General features: G+C 59.0%; 16 protein-coding genes. 9 read left to right on the top strand and 7 right to left on the bottom strand.

Annotated elements, in window-relative coordinates; translation table 11 throughout:
* The first annotated feature begins 10 nt into the window (after positions 1-10).
* The 5 genes from ACFVTJ_RS19380 (at position 11) to ACFVTJ_RS19360 (ending at position 5625) form a co-directional block, all read left to right on the top strand.
* Positions 11-1132: a sn-glycerol-3-phosphate import ATP-binding protein UgpC gene (locus ACFVTJ_RS19380; RefSeq protein ID WP_386910177.1), complete on the top strand. Its 1122-nt coding sequence runs from the start codon at positions 11-13 to the stop codon at positions 1130-1132.
* Between the two features lie 424 nt (positions 1133-1556).
* Complete coding sequence (locus ACFVTJ_RS19375; RefSeq protein ID WP_386910175.1) at positions 1557-2882, top strand: LLM class flavin-dependent oxidoreductase; 1326 nt, start codon at positions 1557-1559, stop codon at positions 2880-2882.
* 153 nt (positions 2883-3035) lie between these two features.
* Positions 3036-4031: an aliphatic sulfonate ABC transporter substrate-binding protein gene (locus ACFVTJ_RS19370; protein WP_386910173.1), complete on the top strand. Its 996-nt coding sequence runs from the start codon at positions 3036-3038 to the stop codon at positions 4029-4031.
* On the top strand, positions 4028-4897 hold the full coding sequence (locus ACFVTJ_RS19365) for an ABC transporter permease (RefSeq protein WP_386910171.1): 870 nt from the start codon (positions 4028-4030) through the stop codon (positions 4895-4897). Before ACFVTJ_RS19370 ends, ACFVTJ_RS19365 begins: the two co-directional genes overlap by 4 nt.
* Entirely contained in the window at positions 4894-5625 is a 732-nt protein-coding gene (locus tag ACFVTJ_RS19360) for an ABC transporter ATP-binding protein (RefSeq protein WP_386910169.1), read from the top strand. The genes ACFVTJ_RS19365 and ACFVTJ_RS19360 overlap by 4 nt, the downstream gene beginning before the upstream one ends.
* A gap of 12 nt (positions 5626-5637) precedes the next feature.
* Here the strand turns inward: ACFVTJ_RS19360 and ACFVTJ_RS19355 are convergent, their stop codons facing one another.
* The 7 genes from ACFVTJ_RS19355 to ACFVTJ_RS19325 form a co-directional block, all read right to left on the bottom strand.
* Positions 5638-6465: a carbohydrate ABC transporter permease gene (locus ACFVTJ_RS19355; protein WP_063949887.1), complete on the bottom strand. Its 828-nt coding sequence runs from the start codon at positions 6463-6465 to the stop codon at positions 5638-5640.
* Positions 6462-7346, bottom strand: coding sequence for a carbohydrate ABC transporter permease (locus tag ACFVTJ_RS19350; protein ID WP_386910166.1), 885 nt, complete (start codon positions 7344-7346; stop codon positions 6462-6464). The genes ACFVTJ_RS19355 and ACFVTJ_RS19350 overlap by 4 nt, the downstream gene beginning before the upstream one ends.
* A gap of 67 nt (positions 7347-7413) precedes the next feature.
* A complete protein-coding gene (locus tag ACFVTJ_RS19345) occupies positions 7414-8688 on the bottom strand; it encodes an extracellular solute-binding protein (protein WP_386910164.1) in 1275 nt (424 codons plus the stop codon).
* Between the two features lie 74 nt (positions 8689-8762).
* Entirely contained in the window at positions 8763-9836 is a 1074-nt protein-coding gene (locus tag ACFVTJ_RS19340; protein WP_386910162.1) for an ABC transporter ATP-binding protein, read from the bottom strand.
* 7 nt (positions 9837-9843) lie between these two features.
* Positions 9844-11355: an alpha-N-arabinofuranosidase gene (locus ACFVTJ_RS19335; protein WP_386910161.1), complete on the bottom strand. Its 1512-nt coding sequence runs from the start codon at positions 11353-11355 to the stop codon at positions 9844-9846.
* A gap of 121 nt (positions 11356-11476) precedes the next feature.
* Positions 11477-12406, bottom strand: coding sequence for an ArsR/SmtB family transcription factor (locus ACFVTJ_RS19330; RefSeq protein WP_386910160.1), 930 nt, complete (start codon positions 12404-12406; stop codon positions 11477-11479).
* Between the two features lie 171 nt (positions 12407-12577).
* The gene (locus tag ACFVTJ_RS19325) at positions 12578-13870 is read right to left on the bottom strand and encodes an ABC transporter substrate-binding protein (RefSeq protein WP_386910158.1); all 1293 of its coding nucleotides are present in this window, start codon (positions 13868-13870) and stop codon (positions 12578-12580) included.
* 112 nt (positions 13871-13982) lie between these two features.
* On the opposite strand from ACFVTJ_RS19325, the gene ACFVTJ_RS19320 reads away from it, so the two are divergent.
* From ACFVTJ_RS19320 to ACFVTJ_RS19305, 4 genes are read left to right on the top strand one after another with little or no spacing between them, the layout of a single operon-like run.
* On the top strand, positions 13983-15047 hold the full coding sequence (locus ACFVTJ_RS19320) for a LacI family DNA-binding transcriptional regulator (protein WP_386910156.1): 1065 nt from the start codon (positions 13983-13985) through the stop codon (positions 15045-15047).
* Positions 15040-16911 carry a DUF2264 domain-containing protein gene (locus tag ACFVTJ_RS19315; protein ID WP_386910154.1) on the top strand — a complete coding sequence of 624 codons (1872 nt, stop codon included), beginning with the start codon at positions 15040-15042 and terminating at the stop codon, positions 16909-16911. Before ACFVTJ_RS19320 ends, ACFVTJ_RS19315 begins: the two co-directional genes overlap by 8 nt.
* Complete coding sequence (locus ACFVTJ_RS19310; RefSeq protein ID WP_386910152.1) at positions 16908-17924, top strand: hydroxyacid dehydrogenase; 1017 nt, start codon at positions 16908-16910, stop codon at positions 17922-17924. The genes ACFVTJ_RS19315 and ACFVTJ_RS19310 overlap by 4 nt, the downstream gene beginning before the upstream one ends.
* Entirely contained in the window at positions 17921-18697 is a 777-nt protein-coding gene (locus tag ACFVTJ_RS19305) for a sugar phosphate isomerase/epimerase family protein (protein WP_386910150.1), read from the top strand. The genes ACFVTJ_RS19310 and ACFVTJ_RS19305 overlap by 4 nt, the downstream gene beginning before the upstream one ends.
* The last annotated feature ends 78 nt before the right edge of the window (positions 18698-18775 follow it).

Below are 18775 nucleotides of genomic sequence, written 5' to 3'. Positions count from 1 at the left end.
GGTTTTTATCATGGCTCAGATCGATATTCGTCAGGTCCGCAAATCCTATGGCAAGACGCAGACCCTGCACGGGGTGGATCTCACTTTCGAAACCGGCGAATTCGTCGTCATCCTCGGCCCCTCGGGCTGCGGCAAATCCACACTTTTACGCATGATCGCCGGTCTGGAGGAAATCACCGCGGGCGAGATTGCCATTGGCGGGCGCGTGGTCAACACGCTGGAGCCGCGTGAGCGTGGCTGCGCCATGGTGTTCCAGAATTATGCGCTCTATCCGCACATGTCGGTGGCCGGCAATATCGGTTACGCGCTGAAGGTCGCCGGTGTTCCGAAGGCCGAACGCCAGCGCCGTATCGAGGAGACCGCCAAGATCGTCGGCCTGTCCGACTATCTGGAACGCAAGCCTGCCGCCCTTTCCGGCGGCCAGCGCCAGCGCGTGGCCATGGCCCGCGCCATCATCCGCGAACCTGCGGTGTTTCTTTTCGACGAGCCGCTCTCCAACCTCGACGCCAAGCTGCGTGTGAGCATGCGCGCGGAAATCCGCAAGCTGCACCAGCGTCTTTCCGCCACCTCCATTTTCGTCACCCATGATCAGGTAGAGGCTATGACGCTGGCGGACCGGCTGGTGGTGATGAACAAGGGCAATGTCGAGCAGGTCGGCCATCCGCTCGATATCTATCATCGCCCAGCCAGCACCTTTGTCGCCTCCTTCATCGGCTCGCCGGCCATGAACCTGTTCACAACAAGGGTGGAGGTGGAGTCCCCCGCCGTGATGCTCGCCGGCACAGCGGTGAAACTCTTTCCCGAAACCGCGCTGGAACTGCGCGGCCGCGACGTGACGGTCGGCATCCGCCCGGAACAGTGTGTGGTCAGCACTGAAGGGGCCGGCGTGCCGGCAGTCGTGGATTTCGTTGAAGAACTGGGCTCAGGCCGCATCGTGCATGCCGATATCGCCGGCGAGACCTTCTCCGCCGCCATCGGTGAAGACCTCTTGGTAAAACCAGGGCATCGCATCCACCTTGACCTGCCCGCCGCCCACCTTCATTTCTTCGACCCGGCCACCGGCAAGCGGATCGAAACGGAAGGCGCCGTCGAAACCACCCGCATCGGCAAGGAGAAACTGCTCGCTGTTTAAACGCTGCACAGTATGCCCCGGTGCGGCTTCGGATATGATCCGCCCGCACCGGATCTTGGCCAGATAAAACCTGGCAGTTGATAAATGATCTGACCTTACAAATCAGATTAGAAAATTTTATCAATACACTGATTTTTATGTGTTATAGTCAGTAATCAATGAAAAATTTCATTCGTTGGCCGCTTTGCGACGGCCACTCCGCTGTTACACTTTCACGGTGACCCACTAGTTGCCGCACCGGGATCATCGCCAAAAGCGGAATTTCAGCAAAAATCTTTCGGTTCGGAATTCATAATCGGAATAGTCTTTGCCGCGCCAATCCCCCGGCAGGGATATCGTTGCGGCGAGAGAAGGTCGGCAGCAGCGGCTCAAGCCATCCGCAACGCGCCGCAAGAGCCAAAAACACCAACGAAAGTGAAGCCCAATGGCAAATGATCGTAAACTGCATCTCGGCGCGTTCATGCGGCCCGTCAGTCTTCACACGGGCGCATGGCGTTATCCGGGCTCTTTCCCGGATGCGAATTTCAATTTCGCCCACCTGTCGCGGTTCGCACAGCAGCTCGAGGCCGCAAAATTTGATGCATTCTTCATGGCCGATCATTTGGCGGTGCTGAACATGCCAACGGAAGCGCTGCGCCGCAGCCACACCGTCACCTCGTTCGAGCCCTTCACCCTGCTTTCGGCGCTCGCCGCTGTCACCTCCCGCATTGGGCTGGTCGCCACCGCCTCTACCACGTTTGACGAGCCCTATCACGTCGCCCGGCGCTTCGCCTCGCTCGATCACCTCAGTAATGGTCGCGCCGGCTGGAACATCGTCACCACGTCAAATCCCGATGCCGCTCGGAATTTCGGACGCGAGGAACAGCCTGACCATGCCGAGCGCTATGGCCGGGCGCGGGAATTTTACGATGTCGTCACGGGTCTCTGGGACTCTTTTTCGGACGATGCCTTCATCCGTGATGTCGATAGCGGGCTGTTCTTCGATCCTGAGAAAATGCATGTGCTGAACCATAAGGGTCCGGAATTTTCCGTGCGCGGGCCGCTCAACATCGCGCGGCCGGTGCAGGGTTGGCCGGTCATCGTGCAGGCCGGCGCTTCCGAGCCGGGACGCCAGCTTGCCGCCGAGACGGCAGAGGTGGTTTTTGCAGCAACACCCACACTTGCCGCAGGAAAGGCTTTTTATAAGGACGTCAAGGACAGGACCGTCGCGGCGGGGCGTTCACGCGACGGAATAGTCATCCTGCCCGGCGCATTCGTTCTTGTAGGCGACAGCGTGGAGGAGGCAAAGGCCAAACGCGCCAAGCTCGACAGTCTTGTCCATTATGACAGCGCGATCGCCTCGCTTTCCATCGCGCTTGGCCACGATGTTTCGGGCGTCGATCCCGATGGTCCCCTGCCTGACATTCCCGAGACCAATGCCAGCAAATCCAGCCGCGAAAGGGTGATCGAACTCGCCCGTACTGAGGGCCTGACGGTGCGCCAGCTTGCCCAGCGACTGGGTGGTTATGCGGGTCTTGCCTTCGTCGGCACGCCAAAAACCATTGCCGACGAAATGGAGCAGTGGCTCCATGAGGAAGGCTCGGACGGTTTCAACATCACCTTCCCTTTCCTGCCCGCCGGCCTCGACGACTTCACGACGCAGGTGGTGCCGGAACTGCAACGGCGCGGGTTGTTCCGCAAGGATTATGAGGGGCCGACATTGCGCGACCATCTGGGCCTGCAACGGCCGGCCAATCGTTTTTTCACCTGACTAAAGTGCCGTCGCGCGGATCGCGCTCCCGGTAGCGAGATTTTCCACGCGGCTCGCAAAGTTTGGCATGAGGTTCCAGAAGCGTGGATTGACCTCAAAAACACCCGCCCATACCCTTTAAATACACAAATTACATAGATTAGGTGAATTAATATGAAGGCTGAACATTCCCGCCGCCAGATCCTCAAATTCGGCATTGCCGGCGCTCTTGCCGCACCGCTTGCTGCGGGCAAAGCGCTGGCCCAGAGTTCGCCGGAGTTTCCTGCCGAGCTGAAGCTGGACTGGGGGTTTTACTCGTCCCATACCCTGCTGATAAAGAACAAGGGCTGGCTTGAGGAAGCTTTCAAGGATGTCGGCACGAAGATCACCTGGGTGCAATCCCGCGGCAGCAACAACTCGCTCGAATTCCTGAAGGTCGGCTCCACGGATTTCGCCGGCTCGGCCGCACTTTCCGCCTTTCTCGCGCGCGCCAACGGCGTGCCGCTGAAGGTAATCTATGTGGCGAGCTGGGGCGGTTCCTCCATCATTCAGGTGCGCCCGGACTCGCCCATCAAGACTGTTGCCGATCTCAAGGGCAAGACCATCGCTGTGACCAAAGGCACTGCGCCCTATTTCACCCTTGTTCGCGCGCTTGACCAGAACAAGCTATCCATCGATGACCTCAAGGTCGTGAACCTGCAACATCCGGAAGGTTTCAACGCCCTTCAGCAGGGCCAGGTAGATGCCTGGGTCGGCATCGATCCACACACATCCCAGGCCGAGCTTGCCGGCGATAGAGCGATTTTCGACGAGCGTAGCTGGCGCGACGGCAGCGTCTTCAGCGTGTCGGAAGAGTTTCTGGGGAAGTACCCGAAAGCGGTAGACCGCCTGCTCGGTGTCTGGGTGGAAACGCAGAAGTGGATCCGCGAGAATAATCGCGAATTCATCGAGTTCGTGACCAAGATCACCGGCAACGATCCCAAGATCACCGAATTGACAATCAACAAGCGTGACTGGAAGGACCCCGTTCCCGGCGACGAGCTGCTGAACTCGATCCGCATCGTGACGCCGCTGCTTGGCGACGACGTTCTGCGTCCCGGCGTCAATGTCGACAATGTCCTGTCAGCGCTGATTGATCCGGCACCGGCGAAAAAGGCAATTGGCGCATGAACTCCCATCCGCGCGAATTTCAGCGCGTGAAGCCGATTGAAAAACAAGCCGCCTCCCGATTGCCACTTTTGCGCAGGGTGGGGAATTTCTTTGGAAGTTTCGATCTGCGCGGCGCTATCGTGCCGGTCGGCTCCTTGGTGCTGCTCGAGCTTTTCGTTCGTTTGGGTTGGGTCAGCCCCTATGTGCTGCCGCCGCCCTCCGAACTTTACGAGACATTTCTGCGGCTCGCCGAAGGTCCTTTGTGGACCAATGTCGCGGCAAGCACGGCGCGCGTCTTCGTCGGCTTCGTCATCGGCTCCCTGCTCGCCATCGTCATTGGTTCTTTGGTGGGGCTGGTGATCGCCGCCGAACGGTATCTTGAGCCGACCTTTCAGGCGCTGCGGGCAGTGCCAAGCCTTGCATGGGTGCCGCTGCTGATGATCTGGTTTGGCATTGGTGAAACCTCGAAAATCGTCCTGATCGCAAAAAGCGCGTTTTTCCCCGTCTACCTCAGCCTCTTTTCAGGCATTCGAAATGTCGACCGCAAGCTGGTGGAGGTAGGCGAGATGTATCGTCAGCCGCTGCCCGTGCTGGTTTGGCGCATTTTCATTCCCGCTTCGCTGCCGCATCTCTTTACGGGCCTGCGTTATGGACTTTCACTCGCCTGGTTGAGTGTCGTTGCGGCCGAACTTCTGGCCGCGTCAGAAGGTATCGGCTACATGCTGTCCGACGGGCGAGAGCTTTCCCGACCCGATCTCGTCATGATCGCCATCATCTGCCTTGCGGTGCTGGGCAAGGTTTCCGATAGCCTGTTCAAGATCATCGAAGACCGTTGCCTGCGCTGGCGCGACACCTATCCGCTTCAGCAGGGAGGAAGCCTGCGATGAGTTTGCTCAATGTCGATGTGCGCGAAAAGGTTTTTGGCGACACGGTGATCCTTCAGGATATACAGCTGACGCTGGGCGACGGCGAAGCGGCGGTTCTTCTTGGCCCCAGCGGCTGCGGGAAGAGCACGTTGCTGCGTATCGCCGCCGGCCTTGACCGGCGTTTTTCCGGCGCGGTCAGGGTTCGGCAGAATGAGGAGGAGGTACCGGGCGCACCGCCCATCGCCTTTGTGTTTCAGGAGCCCCGCCTGATGCCCTGGCTGACGGTGGCTGAAAACATCGGTTATGCCGCCGGCAGGAAATATGATGTCGGGCGCGTGGAAAGGCTGATTGACGATGTCGGTCTGAGTGGCCATGGCGGCGCGATGCCGAAGGCCCTTTCGGGCGGCATGGCACAGCGTGTGGCGATCGCAAGGGCGCTTTATACCGAACCGCGCATTCTGCTGCTCGATGAGCCCTTCAGCGCGGTCGATGCTTTCACGCGGATGAAATTGCAGGACCTGGTGCTGAAGCTGGTCGAACAGCGCGGCATTTCCTTCCTTCTCGTCACCCACGATATTGACGAAGCGCTCTATCTCGGCGACCGGATCTACATGATGGGCGCCCATGACGGCCGTATCCAGCAGCGGATAGAGGTGGACGTGCCGCGCCCGCGTGACCGGCGGTCGCCGCAACTCGCAAACCTCAAAAACGAGGTGCTGACCGCCCTTCACAATGCCCACATCATTTGAGTAGCGCTGCCCTCACCCTTTCACGCCAGACGAGATCATGATCGCTTCCGTTACCCGCCTCTGGAAGATGACATAGGCGATGATAACAGGCAGCGCCGCCAGCATGGCGATGGCCATCAGCCGCGCATAGGCGACCCCGAATGTGTCGTTGACCTGGGTAATACCGACCGGGATCGTCATCATGTTCTCCGAGGTGACGACGAGGAAGGGCCAGAAGAAGGCGTTCCACACCGTGATGAACGTCACGATCGCCATGGCGGTCGTGATGCCCCAGTTCAGCGGCAGATAGACCTTGAACAGAATGGTATATTCGCCGCCGCCATCCAGAACCACCGCCTCGCGCATCTCCTTCGGCACGCTGTCGAAGAACTGCTTGTAAACGATGATGACGATGGGCGTGATCAGCTGCGGCAGGATGATGCCCGCCCAGGTGTTGATGAGGTTGAGGTTCTTCATCAGGATGAACTGCGTGACGACCAGCGTCTGCGCCGGCACCATGAAACTGGCCAGCACGATCCCGTAAAGCAGCCGTCGGCCCGGAAAGCGTATCTGCGACAGGGCATAAGCGCACAACATCGAAATCAGCAGGACCGACACGGTAACGATCGCCGCCGTGCCGACGGAGTTGATATACCAGTTCATCAATTTCGTATTGAAGATGGCGCTGACATAGGCGCTCAGCCTGAATTCATCGGGGATCAGCGATGTATTGCCCGCGACATTCTCATCCGAACGGATGGACGTCACGAATGTCCAGTAGAGCGGGAAAATCCAGACCAGTGCCGCAGAAAAGGTCAGCACTGTCAGGATAATGTTTTCTAGTCTTCTTGTGAGGCTCATGAGTTCCTCCGGATGCGCAGCAGCTGGAACTGGAGAATGGAAACGATCATGATGAGCAGGAACAGCACGGTAGCGACAGCGGAGGCATAACCGCCATTGTTGAGCTGGAAGGCTTCACGATAAACTTTGAGAAGCAACACGAAACTGGAATTGAAGGGTCCGCCGCCGCTGAGCAGATAAATCTGGTCGAATATCTTCAGTTGCAGGATCAATTGCAGGGTGAGCACGAGGGCTGTCACCGGCCATAACAGCGGCCAGGTCACGCGCCAGAAGCGTTGCCACATCGTCGCCCCATCAAGTGAGGCAGCCTCGTAAAGCTCGGCCGGAATATTGCGCAGACCCGCGATGAACAGCAACACGTTGAAGCCATTCGTCCACCAGATGGTGACGACGGCAACCATCGGCATCACCCAGTATGGACTCTTGAAAACTGCAACCGGTTTTCCGGCAATAAGCGAAATGACCGGCTGTAGAATGCCGAACTGAAGATCGAGCATCCACGCCCAGATTTCCGTGACGACGGACACCGGCAGCACATAGGGCAGGAAGAAAAGGCTCATGGCAATCGTCTGTTTCACACCCGACAGGCGGCTGACGGCAAGGGCGATCATCAGGGCGATGACTGTCGTCGGCACGACGGTCAGAAGCACGAAATAGCCGTTGTTCTTGAGGGAGGTGACAAAAAGCTTGTCACTCAGCAGCTTGGTGTAGTTGGCCAGCCCCACCCAGTTTCCGTCGCCGATCAGCGGCGCATCGGTGAAACTCATGCGCACCATTTCGATTAGCGGATAAAGGAAGAAGGTGGCGAAGACCACGATGAACGGCGCCACCATCGACAGCGCGATCAGCGATTTCTTGCGCCGGTTTTCAATCATAGCCATGGACTGTCTCCGGAACTTCACGCATTGCAGGCGCCCTCCGGCCAAAGGCCGGAGGGCTGGTTTCGCGTCACTTCAGCTTGCTTTGCAGCTCTTCCTTGATCTGCTCCACCGCATCCGTGCCGCTCATGAAGCCCTGAATGGCCGGAGCGATGACGTTAAGCGCCGCGTCATAGGCGGGCGAAGCGACGCCCGTGATCGTCGTTTTCGGATCGAACACGGCGGCCTCCGCAAGCGACGCATAGGTGGCGTTCGGCTGCATTGCCTTGTAGTCGCTGCCTTCGGTGATCGATTTATAGGCCGGAATATGGCCGGCATCGGCCCAGCTGATGGCGTGTTTTTCCATCCAGCCGATCACTTTCATGACGGCGGCGCGCTTCTCACCCGAAACGGTCTTGTCGCCCTGGTTGGGAATGGCAAAGGCATGTGAATCCGCCCAGGTGGCGCGTTTGCCCATGAAGGGCGGAACCTCGACCGCGCTCCATTTGAAGCCCAGCTTGTTGTTCTTTTCCAGATCCTTGTAGGTTGGCACTTCCCATACGCCGTTCAGCTGGAAGGCTGATTTTCCGGCGGAGAAGAGCGCAACCGAGGCCGGATATTCCGCCTGCTCCGGCGCCCAGCCGTTTTCACGCCATTTCGACATGGTGTCGATTGCCTTGGCGGCTTTCTCGGCATTGTCACCGGCCAGGACTTCGCCATTGGTAACGAGTTCGCCGCCCTGCTGTGAGAACAAGGTATAGAAGACACGCCAGACACCGGCTTCACCGCCGGACTGATAGGTGACCGGCGTTTCCACGCCTTTCTCCTTCGCCCAAGCCAACGCCTTTTCAAAGTCATCCATCGTCTTGATGCCGGTCAGCTTGCCTTCGGCATCGATATAGGGCGAGCCTTTGAGAAGATCGGCATTGTAATAAAGAATAAGCGCGTGAATATCGAAAGGCACGGCGTACAGCTTGCCGTCATGAGTGGCCGCTTCGAGCGGTGCACTGAAGAAATCGTCCTTCTTCAGACCGGCATCTTGGAGGTCCTTGTCGTTGATCTCGCTCAGCACCTTTTCCTGCAGCGCCAGCGGCGCGCGGGAGAGGTGGTAGGTCATGACATCAGGACCCTCGCCGACGGCAGAAGCGGTCCGCACCTTGGTATAAAAGGGCACGCCCCATTCGAGCGTCGTTCCCTTGACCTGAATATCCGGGTGCTCCTTGTTGAAGGCATCGATAAGCGCCTTCATGCGCACGCCGTCGCCGCCGGACAGAAAGTCCCACCAGACGATATCCTGTTTGGCCAGCGCCGGCAGGGCGGTCAAGCCCAGAACCGTGCCAACAAGCAATGTCTTGATCAGTCGCATCGTTCACTCCTCCCGTTTATGTGGAAACACCCCTTGAAGAGGTGGTCTGCTCATCGAAAGGCGCCTCCTCGCGCCTATCGCAATCTCTTGCCGTCGCTATCAAAAACCAGAATGTGGTCTGGCGAAGCGCTGAGCGACACGGACCGGCCAGCGAGGCTTTCGCGTGAGCCCTGCCGCTGCACGATGATTTCCTTGCCCGAGGGCGCGCGGGTGTAGAGATAGGAAACATCCCCCAGCTCCTCCGCTACCTCGACATTGACGGGCAAGGCGCCCTCCTGTTTTATCGTAAGATGCTCGGGCCGAACGCCAATCTCGACCCGCTGGCCGGCGGAAACAGGCTGTGAAAGCCGTGCTTCGAGATGTCTCTCGCCGCCATCGAGCGCAAGTGTCACGACGCCGTTTCGCTGTTCGACAATCTGCGCCTGCAGGAAGTTCATTGCCGGTGAGCCGATAAAACCGGCCACGAACCGGTTATCAGGATCGTCATAAAGGGTGAGCGGTGCACCCGCCTGCTGCACAACGCCGCCTTTCAGCACGAAAATCTTGTCCGCAAGCGTCATGGCCTCCACTTGGTCATGCGTGACATAGATCATCGTGGCGCCGAGCTTGCGGTGAAGCCGGGTGAGTTCCAGCCGCATCTGCACGCGCAACTCCGCATCGAGGTTCGAAAGCGGCTCATCGAAAAGGAACACCTTCGGCTGTCGCACGATCGCCCGGCCGATCGCCACGCGCTGCCGCTGCCCACCGGAAAGCTGCGACGGTTTTTTATGCAGATGGTCTTCGAGCTGCAGGATGCGGGCTGCCTCGCCCACTCTTTCATTCACCTCCGCTTTCGGCCTGCGGGCAAGCCGAAGGCTGAAAGCCATGTTCTCGAACACCGACAGATGTGGATAAAGAGCATAGTTCTGGAACACCATGGCCACACCGCGATCGGCCGGCTCGACGGCCGTGACATCACGGTCGTCGATGGCGATACGTCCGCCGCTGGTCTCCTCAAGACCGGCGATCATGCGCAGCAGCGTGGATTTGCCGCAACCGGAAGGCCCGACGAAGACCGCAAAGCTGCCGGTCGGGATTTCCATCGAGACGTCCCGGATCGCGGCAAACGATCCGAAAGACTTGGCGACATTGTTGAGACGGACACCCATGGCCGCCTCACTGAACCTTCAGGCGCAGAACGTGATAGGACAGCGCAGGCACCGATCCCTTCAGCGCCCCGTCCTCAACAGCAACGCCACTGCCGGGCACCGGCACGACACGATCCGGCTGATCCGGCCCGTTGCCGACACGCAGGTCATATCCCGCCATGGCCAGATGCAGGTCGAGTGTTGCCGACGAGAACCCGGTGAGGCTGACATTGATATCGGCCGCCTCAGTCAAATGCCGGTTCAGCACGAACAGCGTCACCATGCCTTCGGCTTCATCATAAACCCCGGCGACATCGAGATATTTGACGTCGTCGGCCGCGTTGCAGTCATAAGTCGGGCAATCGACCGCAACATTAAGCGCAACGCCGCGACCATAAAGCGAGGCGAACTGATAGGGATAATAGATCGTTTGGCGCCAGGCAGGCCCGTTCTTTTCCGCCCGGATGGGGGCGATGACGTTGACGAGCTGGGCGATGCAGGCGATGCGCACCCGGTCCGAACGGCGGATAAACTCGTTCAGCAGACCCGCGACGAACAGCGCATCTTCGAAGTTGTAAGTCTCTTCCAGAAGTGCCGGCGCTTCCGGCCAATCCCAGCTCTTGATGCGTTTGCCGTCTTCTTCACGGATGTGATACCAGACGTTCCATTCGTCGAAGCAGATGGACACATCGTTCTTGGCGCGCTTCTTTGCCTTCACATAATCGATGACGCCGGCGATCGTCTGGATATAACGCCCGGTTTCCTCGATCTTGCCGAAATAATTCAGAGTGTCGCGGCTGCTATTGCCGAAATATTTGTGCAGCGAGATGTGATCGACATTCTCGTAGCACTCCTCCAGCACCTCACGCTCCCATTCGGGATACGTCGGCATGCCGTCATTGGAGCTGCCGCAGACGATCGCTTCAATTGTCGGATCGAAACCCTTGAAAGCCTTGGCAGTTTCGTTGGCCAGACGGCCATATTCCACAGCTGTCTTATGGCCGATCTGCCAGGGGCCATCCATCTCGTTGCCGAGGCACCACATTTTCACGCCATGCGGTTTCTCCGTGCCGTGGCTGCGGCGCAGATCGCTGAGAGCGGTGCCGCCTGGAAAATTCACATATTCGAGGAAGTTGCGAGCATCATCCAGACCACGGGAGCCGAGATTGACGGCAAGCATCATCTCGATGCCGGCCATCTGCGCCCAGTCGGCAAATTCATTGATGCCGATCTGGTTGGTTTCCTTCGAACGCCAGGCAAGGTCGAGGCGAATGGGGCGCTGATCGCGGGGGCCGATACCGTCTTCCCACCGATAGGCTGACACGAAATTGCCGCCGGGATAGCGGATCGCGGGGATTTTCAGGTCCTGTACGAACTTCAGGACGTCCTTGCGAAAGCCGTTCGCATCCGCCTGCGGATGGCCGGGCTCATAAATCCCGCCATAGATCGCCCGCCCCATATGTTCGATGAACGCGGAATATAGGCGATCGTCGATGCGCCCAATCCGGAAGTCCCGGTGGACTGAAACCCGCGCTTTCATAGGCTCTCCTCCCATGCGCATCTATATCTTAAAATATGATATAAACCATATTTGATAATATAGTTGCCGAGGGAATCCACGCCTGTCAACCGCGAAAATCATACTTTTGAAAATTTGGAGTTCAGTCTGCGGTGCGCAGGCGCAGGATGATGTCTTGGTCGTAATTGCCAAAACCGCGGCCGAATATATTCAACCCGCCGGGATGTTTCGCATCGGCCTTGACCTCGATGCGCAACCGGATGGAACGGTGGCTGGCAAGATCGATGTCCGCAAGCGTGACACCCGAAATCCGCGTCCCGTCGACATAGGTTCCCTGTGGCGTGATACGCCAGGTTTTCAGCATCCCGTATTGGGAACCGGACAGTTTCCACCAGTCCGGCGTGAAGACGCCCCTTTTGTCGCCGAAGTCACCGGGCGAGGTCCAGACGCCGATTTCCTTGCCGTTGACGGACAGCGTGATATCGGAGGGCCAGTTGCTGTGGGTTCCCGGTACCTCGGAGCTCACCTCCATCGAAAACTCGATTTCCTCGACTTCGCGCCCCTGAATCTTGGCATTATTGGGGAACTGATACTCCACGAAGCCAGATGTCAGCCAAAGCAGCGCGGTCTTCATCCGGTCTGGATCCATGAAAGTATCTGGCACATCGAGTAGTCCGATAATACCCTCCGGCGAGCAGATACCGCAGGGCGCAGTAACAGAACTCTGGGTATAGAGGCCGAGCGGCATGGCGACCGCAATGTAATTCGAGACCACCGGCACCTCGGGTTTCCGGAATGAAACGATGAGTTCGTCGCAGGTGGCAAAGCAGATTTTCTGGTTGCCCTTGCGCGCCTTGCGCGTCTCGGTTCGCAGCAACCCCGCCTCCTCCAGAACGGCCACGCCGGCGGAAACGGTGGACTGGGGCAACTCCAGCCTCTGCGCAATTTCGTTGACGTTGAGGCCACTCGCCTCGTGCAGCAACTTCAATATCTGTACGCGGATCATCGACGCCGCCGCCTTCAGCACATCGAATTCTTTTTCAGCATCAACGAGGAGGAAATTGGGCGCCATGGTCTAATCTTCAGATTTATCGATCCAGATCAGAATTTCTGGCTTAAATGCCCTACCCTTGTCCAGCCCTGTTTGTCATAAAGGGCTTAATGCGCCGCTCATCCCGTCACGCCTCATGAAAAAGGCACCGCCACGCGGCCGCGAGACCGCATGGCGGCGCCCTTTTTGTCGTCAACCGCGCTTGCGCAGGGTCCGCGTGCCGGTGTCGACAAGATTCTGCGCCGCCTCATCGACGCTGGCGCGACCAAAGGCGAGCGAATCGGCAATCGGGCGCATCACCCCACGGTCGAATTCATTGGCGCCGATCGGAGCCGGTTCCGGATAGGGATCGAGCTTGCCCGACAGACTCTCGATGTAATCCACCGTTTTGCGCTCGGTCTCATTGAGGCTCGGCAGGACCGCCTCGCGCACCTTCTTCGCCGGCGGCACACCGCGCTCGACACCGAGAACCTTGCCGGCATCGACATCGTTGACGAAGAAATTGATGAATTTCGCCGCCGCTTCCGGATTGGTGGAGGTGGAAGAAATGGACCAGATAAGTCCCGGCCGGTAATAATGTCCGGTCGGTTTGCCTTCTCCCTCACCCGGCAGCATGCCGATGGAGAGCGCCTTCTTGTTGAGAGCCTGATAGCCCACGAGCTGGTTGGAATAGGCAAATCCAATGGCCGAATTGCCAAGCGTCAGCGCGTTGGATTCAATGGTATTGTCATCCCGCGTCTGGATATCGGCGGAAACGCAGAGCTTGTCCTCGCGTAGCTTCTCCCAATAAGCGAACCACTCCTTGGCGTCTTCCTTATTGAAACCGATGGTGCCATCCTGAAACAGGAGCTTGCCGCGCTGGCGCAGCCAGACATCGAAAACATAGTGATACCGTGCGCCATAGGGTACCGCCCAGTAATTTCGTTTCGCCGGACCGTTCTTCTTGAAATCGCGCGCCAGTTCCGCCAGGGCCGTCCAGGTGATCTGCCCCGCTGGCATGGAGACCCCCGCCTCTTTCAGCGCCTCGGCGTCATACATCATGCAGAAGGAATTGAGCCCGAGGCCGACGCCGTAGAGCTTGCCGTCGATGCGGCAAAGATCGATCTCGCTCTTGCCGAAGTTGGAAAGATCGAGCGCCGAGCCGACGAACTGGTCGAGTTCCATGCAGGCGCCACGACCGGAATAATCGGCAATCGTGGAAGGCTCCAGCTGGAAGATATCGGCGACATTGCGCCCCGCCATCGAGGTCGCAAGCTTGGTCCAATAATCGGAACCGGCGATCATCTCGCCGCTGACAACCGTTTGCGGATCCGCCTTCTGGTAAAGCGCAATCACCTCATTGGTGCGCTTGTTGCGATCCGCCGAGCCCCACCACACACAACGAAGCCTGGTTTCCGCCGCCATGGCGCGAAAACCGCCCGCCGCAGCCACCAGACCGGCCAACGCCGCCGTCACCAAAAATCCACGTCTATCGATCATTTGCATCTGCTCCTCCCGCGTTTTGCAAATTTTTCAGATGTCACTTAATTTCTTGCAAATTTTCTTAGTTTGCAATATTTGCATCACAATAGATTTTTTTGCAAGCGCAGGAGACAATATGAACGATACGCCCGACATCAGCCGCCCGCGCCAGTCGGATATCGCCCAGCGCGCCGGTGTCTCCATCAGCACGGTTTCTCGTGTTCTCGCAGGGGAAAAAGGCATAAGCGCCTCGATCCAGACGAAGGTGCTGGGTGTGGCCGCCGAGCTTGGTTACCCGCTACGCCCGGTCGGAAACCAGGCCAGCGGCGTGACCCTGGAGGGCAAAACAATCCTTGCGCTGATGGCTGCGGAAAGAGCGACCGGCGATATCGGCGCCTTTTATCACGACATTTTCGACACCTTGCGCAGCCTTGCCCAGACCGATGGTTTCGAACTCGATATCCGGCTCCTGCACCAGAAGCAGATCGATGACGCCCTGACGCAGCGGGTCTGCGAGGTGGATGGCCTTCTCGCCATTGGTCTCGATCCGGAAGAGGAGATCATTCACCGCATCACACAGGGTGTGTTGCAGCCGGTTCTGGTCAACAGTGCGGATCCTGCAATGCTGCTGGACTGTGTTTCGCCTTCCAATTTTTACGGCGGCGCGATGGCGGCGCGGCGGCTTCTGGAACTCGGCCACCGCAAAGTCGCCTATATCGGCCCGCATCATCGTCACACCATAAGGGAGCGCATGCGCGGCTTCCGGCAGACAATCCTCGAGGAAGAGGGAGCCACCTATGAGGAATTCCTGCTTTCAACGGCGGAGAGCGGCTTTGGGCAGGCCGGCGATGCGGTTCGCCAGCTGCTCGCCAAAAACCCCGAGATAACAGGCATATTCTGCATGAATGACGCGATTGCACTCGGCGCGCTGGGTGCAGCGCAGGAGCTTGGCCTCGGCGTGCCGGACGATCTTTCCATCATCGGCTTCGATGACCTGCCCTTTGCCGAACTCTCCACGCCAAGGCTCAGCACGATCAGGGTCGATCGCCGTGAAATCGCCCGCGAAGCGGTGGAGCTGCTGCGGCGGCGAATGACGGAACCCTCCGCCAATGCCCGGCATGTGCAGCTTGGCGTTCATCTGGTGGAAGGGCAGACCGCCGGACAAGCGAAAAAGACCGGAAAGGCGGCACGCGATGCATGACACGGTAGTCCGACGCGACATGGCGAGATTCAACCCCCTGCATGGCAATCCGCTCAAAACCCGCGCCGATGTCCGGCGGGCGCTGGATGACAGTTTCGCGCCGCTTCTGCCCTATTTTTCACCCGGCGGTGCAAGAGTAACGCTAAGCGGCACCGCCGCGCATTTCGACCGGGCCGCAGCCGATCTGGAAGGATTTGCCAGACCGCTCTGGGGCATCGCGCCACTTGCGCTGAGCGGCGATCATTTCGACCATTGGCCGCTTCTGGCAAAGGGCATCGCCAACGGAACCGATCCTTCGCATCCCGACTACTGGGGCGATGTGCGCCAGAGGGATCAGCGGCTGGTCGAGCTTGCAGCGCTTGGTTTCGCGCTGCGGCTTGCGCCGCAGCACCTGTGGGAGCCCCTGTCCGACGCACAGAAAAAGAATGTAAGCCGCTACCTGTTGACGGCGCGCGAACGCAATTATGCCGACAATAACTGGAAGTTCTTCCGGGTGATGGTCGATATGGCGCTCGACCATCTCGGCATCGATTTCGACCGTAGCCTGACCGAGACATTCCAGAGGGAACTGGACGATTTCTACATTGCCGATGGCTGGTATCGTGACGGAAACTATCGCCGCATTGACCACTATATCGCCTTCGCCATGCATTTTTACGGCTTGATCTATGCCAGGCTTAGCAAGCCTGACGATGCCTACGCCAAACGTTATCGCGAGCGTGCCCGCCTCTTCGCCGGCGATTTCGCCAGCTGGTTCGATGAAGATGGTGGCACGCTCGCCTTCGGCCGCTCCATGACCTATCGCTTCGCCTGCGGCGGCTTCTGGGCCGGTCTTGCCTTCGCCGATGAGGAGGCGCTGCCCTGGGGCGAGATCAAGGGGCTTTATCTCAGCCATCTGCGCTGGTGGGCCGAGAAGCCGATTGCTGACCGGGATGGCGTGCTCTCCATTGGTTATGCCTATCCGCAGCTCACCATGTCGGAGAGCTATAATTCCGCCGGTTCACCCTATTGGGCCTTCAAGGTGTTCCTGCCGCTGGCGCTGCCCGAAAGCCACCCCTTCTGGCAGGCGGAAGAGACCCTGCCAGAAATATCAGTCAAACCACGGCCGCTCATCCATCCCGGCATGGTGATGATGCGCGCCAAAGGCAACGTCACGGCGCTTTCCAGCGGACAGGAAAACCTCGCCATGCGTGGCGGGCCGGAGAAATATGCCAAATTCGCCTATTCCTCGCGTTACGGCTTTGGCGTGGAAGTGGATGAGCGCGGCTTCAAGACCAATGGTTTTGACAATATGCTGGCCTTCTCCGATGACAGCCTGCACTACCGCGTGCGTGAGACCAATCAGCATGTTTTGCTGGCCGGGGCAAATCTGCGCGCGACGTGGAAGCCATTTGCGGATGTGACGGTGGAAACGACGCTGGTTGCGGCCGGTGACTGGCATATAAGACTGCACCGCATCACCTCCGCGCGCACCCTTTTCGTTACCGAAGGCGGCTTTGCGATTAACCGCAACGATGGTGACCGCGACATCGTAAATGAGACCGGGGGGCGGGCGACAGCCCATTGCGACACCGACATATCTGCAATCGTTGATCTCGGCTCCACAATAAGCCGTCAGGGCGTGGCGCTGAAGGCCCTGCCCAATACCAATCTCATCAACGCCAAGACCACGGTGCCGCAATTGCGTGGCGAGATTCCGGCTGGCGAAACCCTGCTCGTCTGCGCCGTCCTTGCAGGCGTCACCGGAGCCGAAAGCGAAAAAGCGGTCGCCACCGTTCCCGCACGCCCGGACCTTGAGGCGCTCGACCGCCTGTTTGCGGAAATGGGCGTTTCCGTCAGCGCCATGGCGGGAGAACCGCAATGACGAGCCCGCTTCCGCGTCTCAGCCTTGCCATGGACCCGAAGCGAACGCAGCATGTATTGACACCGCAGGCGCTCGAAAAGCTGTCGCAACACGTTGAAATCCTTGATGTGGAGCGGATCTGCGATTTTCACGATCCATCCGTGCAGGACCGGCTGAAACGCACGGATATTCTCCTGACCGGCTGGGGCTGTCCCGATATCGGCACACGGGAGCTGGCGCTGATGCCACGACTGAAGCTGATCTCCCACGCCGCTGGCACGGTCAAATATTTCCTCTCGCAGGCGGTATTCGAACGCGGCATTACCGTATGCAGCGCGGCGGAGGCGAATGCACAGCCGGTTGCCGAATTTTCGCTGGCGATGATCCTGCTGGCAGGCAAACGCACCTTCGGCTTCAGGCGCCTCTATGAGCGGGATCGCGGGCGCAGCAACGTCGAACGACTGCAATCCGAGCCCATCGGCAATCTCGGCCTTACCGTGGGCATCGTCGGGGCATCGCGGATCGGACGGCGCGTTATCGCCCTCCTGCGCCCCTTTGATCTCGATCTTATCCTGTTTGACCCCTTTCTAAGCCCGATGGAGGCGGAACGGCTCGGCGTGCGTCTCGTATCGCTCGATGAACTGATGGCCATGAGCGACGTCATATCCCTGCATGCGCCATCCCTGCCGCAAACCCGGCATATGATCGGGGCGGCGGAGCTCGCCCGGATGAAGGATGGTGCAACGCTCATCAACACGGCGCGCGGCGCGCTTGTGGATGAAGACGCGCTTTTGCAAGAACTGAAGACCGGTCGCATCGAAGCGGTCATCGACGTGACCGATCCGGAGGTGCCGCCGGCGGATTCGCCTTTCTACAGCCTGCCGAATGTGTTCCTGACGCCGCATATCGCCGGCGCCACCGGCCTCGAGCGTGCTCGTCTCGGAGACATGGCGATTGCCGAGATCGAACGTTTCTGTCACGGCCGGGTGCTGGAGCAGGAGGTGCTGCCTGAACATCTGGAATTGATCGCATGAGATTTTTCGAGCCCGGCCTCTGCTCCGTCACATTCCGCTCCCTGTCGCCGCAGGCCGTCATCGATCTGGCCGCCGCAAACGGCATCAAGGCGATCGAATGGGGCGCGGATATCCACGCGCCACCGGGCGATCTGGACAAGGCAAGAGACGTGGCAGAACGCACGGCCAGAGCCGGCCTCACCATCTCCTCCTACGGCTCCTATATCTTCGCGCCGGATTTTGCCCCGGAAGATGTGACGGCGGTTCTGGAGACCGCCAGGGCACTCGGCACCGGCCACATCCGCATCTGGCCGGGCCACCGTAAACGCTCCTCCATGGATTATTCATTGGCGGAACGCCGCAAAGCAACGCAGGCGCTGGCAAATATTGCCCGCCGGGCGGAAGACTACGGCATGACCATCGGTCTCGAATACCACCCCCATTCGCTCACCGACACCCTGCCCTCTGCCCTGCAACTGGCACAGGATTTGACCGCTCCCAATCTCTTCTTCTACTGGCAACCCGCACCCGGCCTGCCACTCGCTGACGCCCTGACCGAAATCGCCGCCCTCGGCCCGCGCATCTGTCACCTGCACGTCTTCGCCTGGCTTGCCGATGCCAGCCGACTGCGGCTTGGCGAGCGCGCTGATTATTGGCGGTCGTGCGTTGAGGCTTTGCCGAAAAGCGATTGGGACAAAACGGCTTACGCAATGCTGGAATTCGTCAGGGGTGACGATATCGGTCAGTTCGCTGAAGATGCCGTGGCGCTTCGGAAGGTTCTCGGCAGATCCTAGAACCCGCCTGCTCATCGTAAATATCCTCCAGCCACACTTCACACAGTGAAAATTATGCACTATATTTGTTGAGTAATA

It is taken from the genome of Agrobacterium sp. NPDC058088, assembly GCF_042885035.1.
Lineage (GTDB): Bacteria > Pseudomonadota > Alphaproteobacteria > Rhizobiales > Rhizobiaceae > Agrobacterium.
This window is presented reverse-complemented; position numbering and strand designations above follow the sequence as displayed.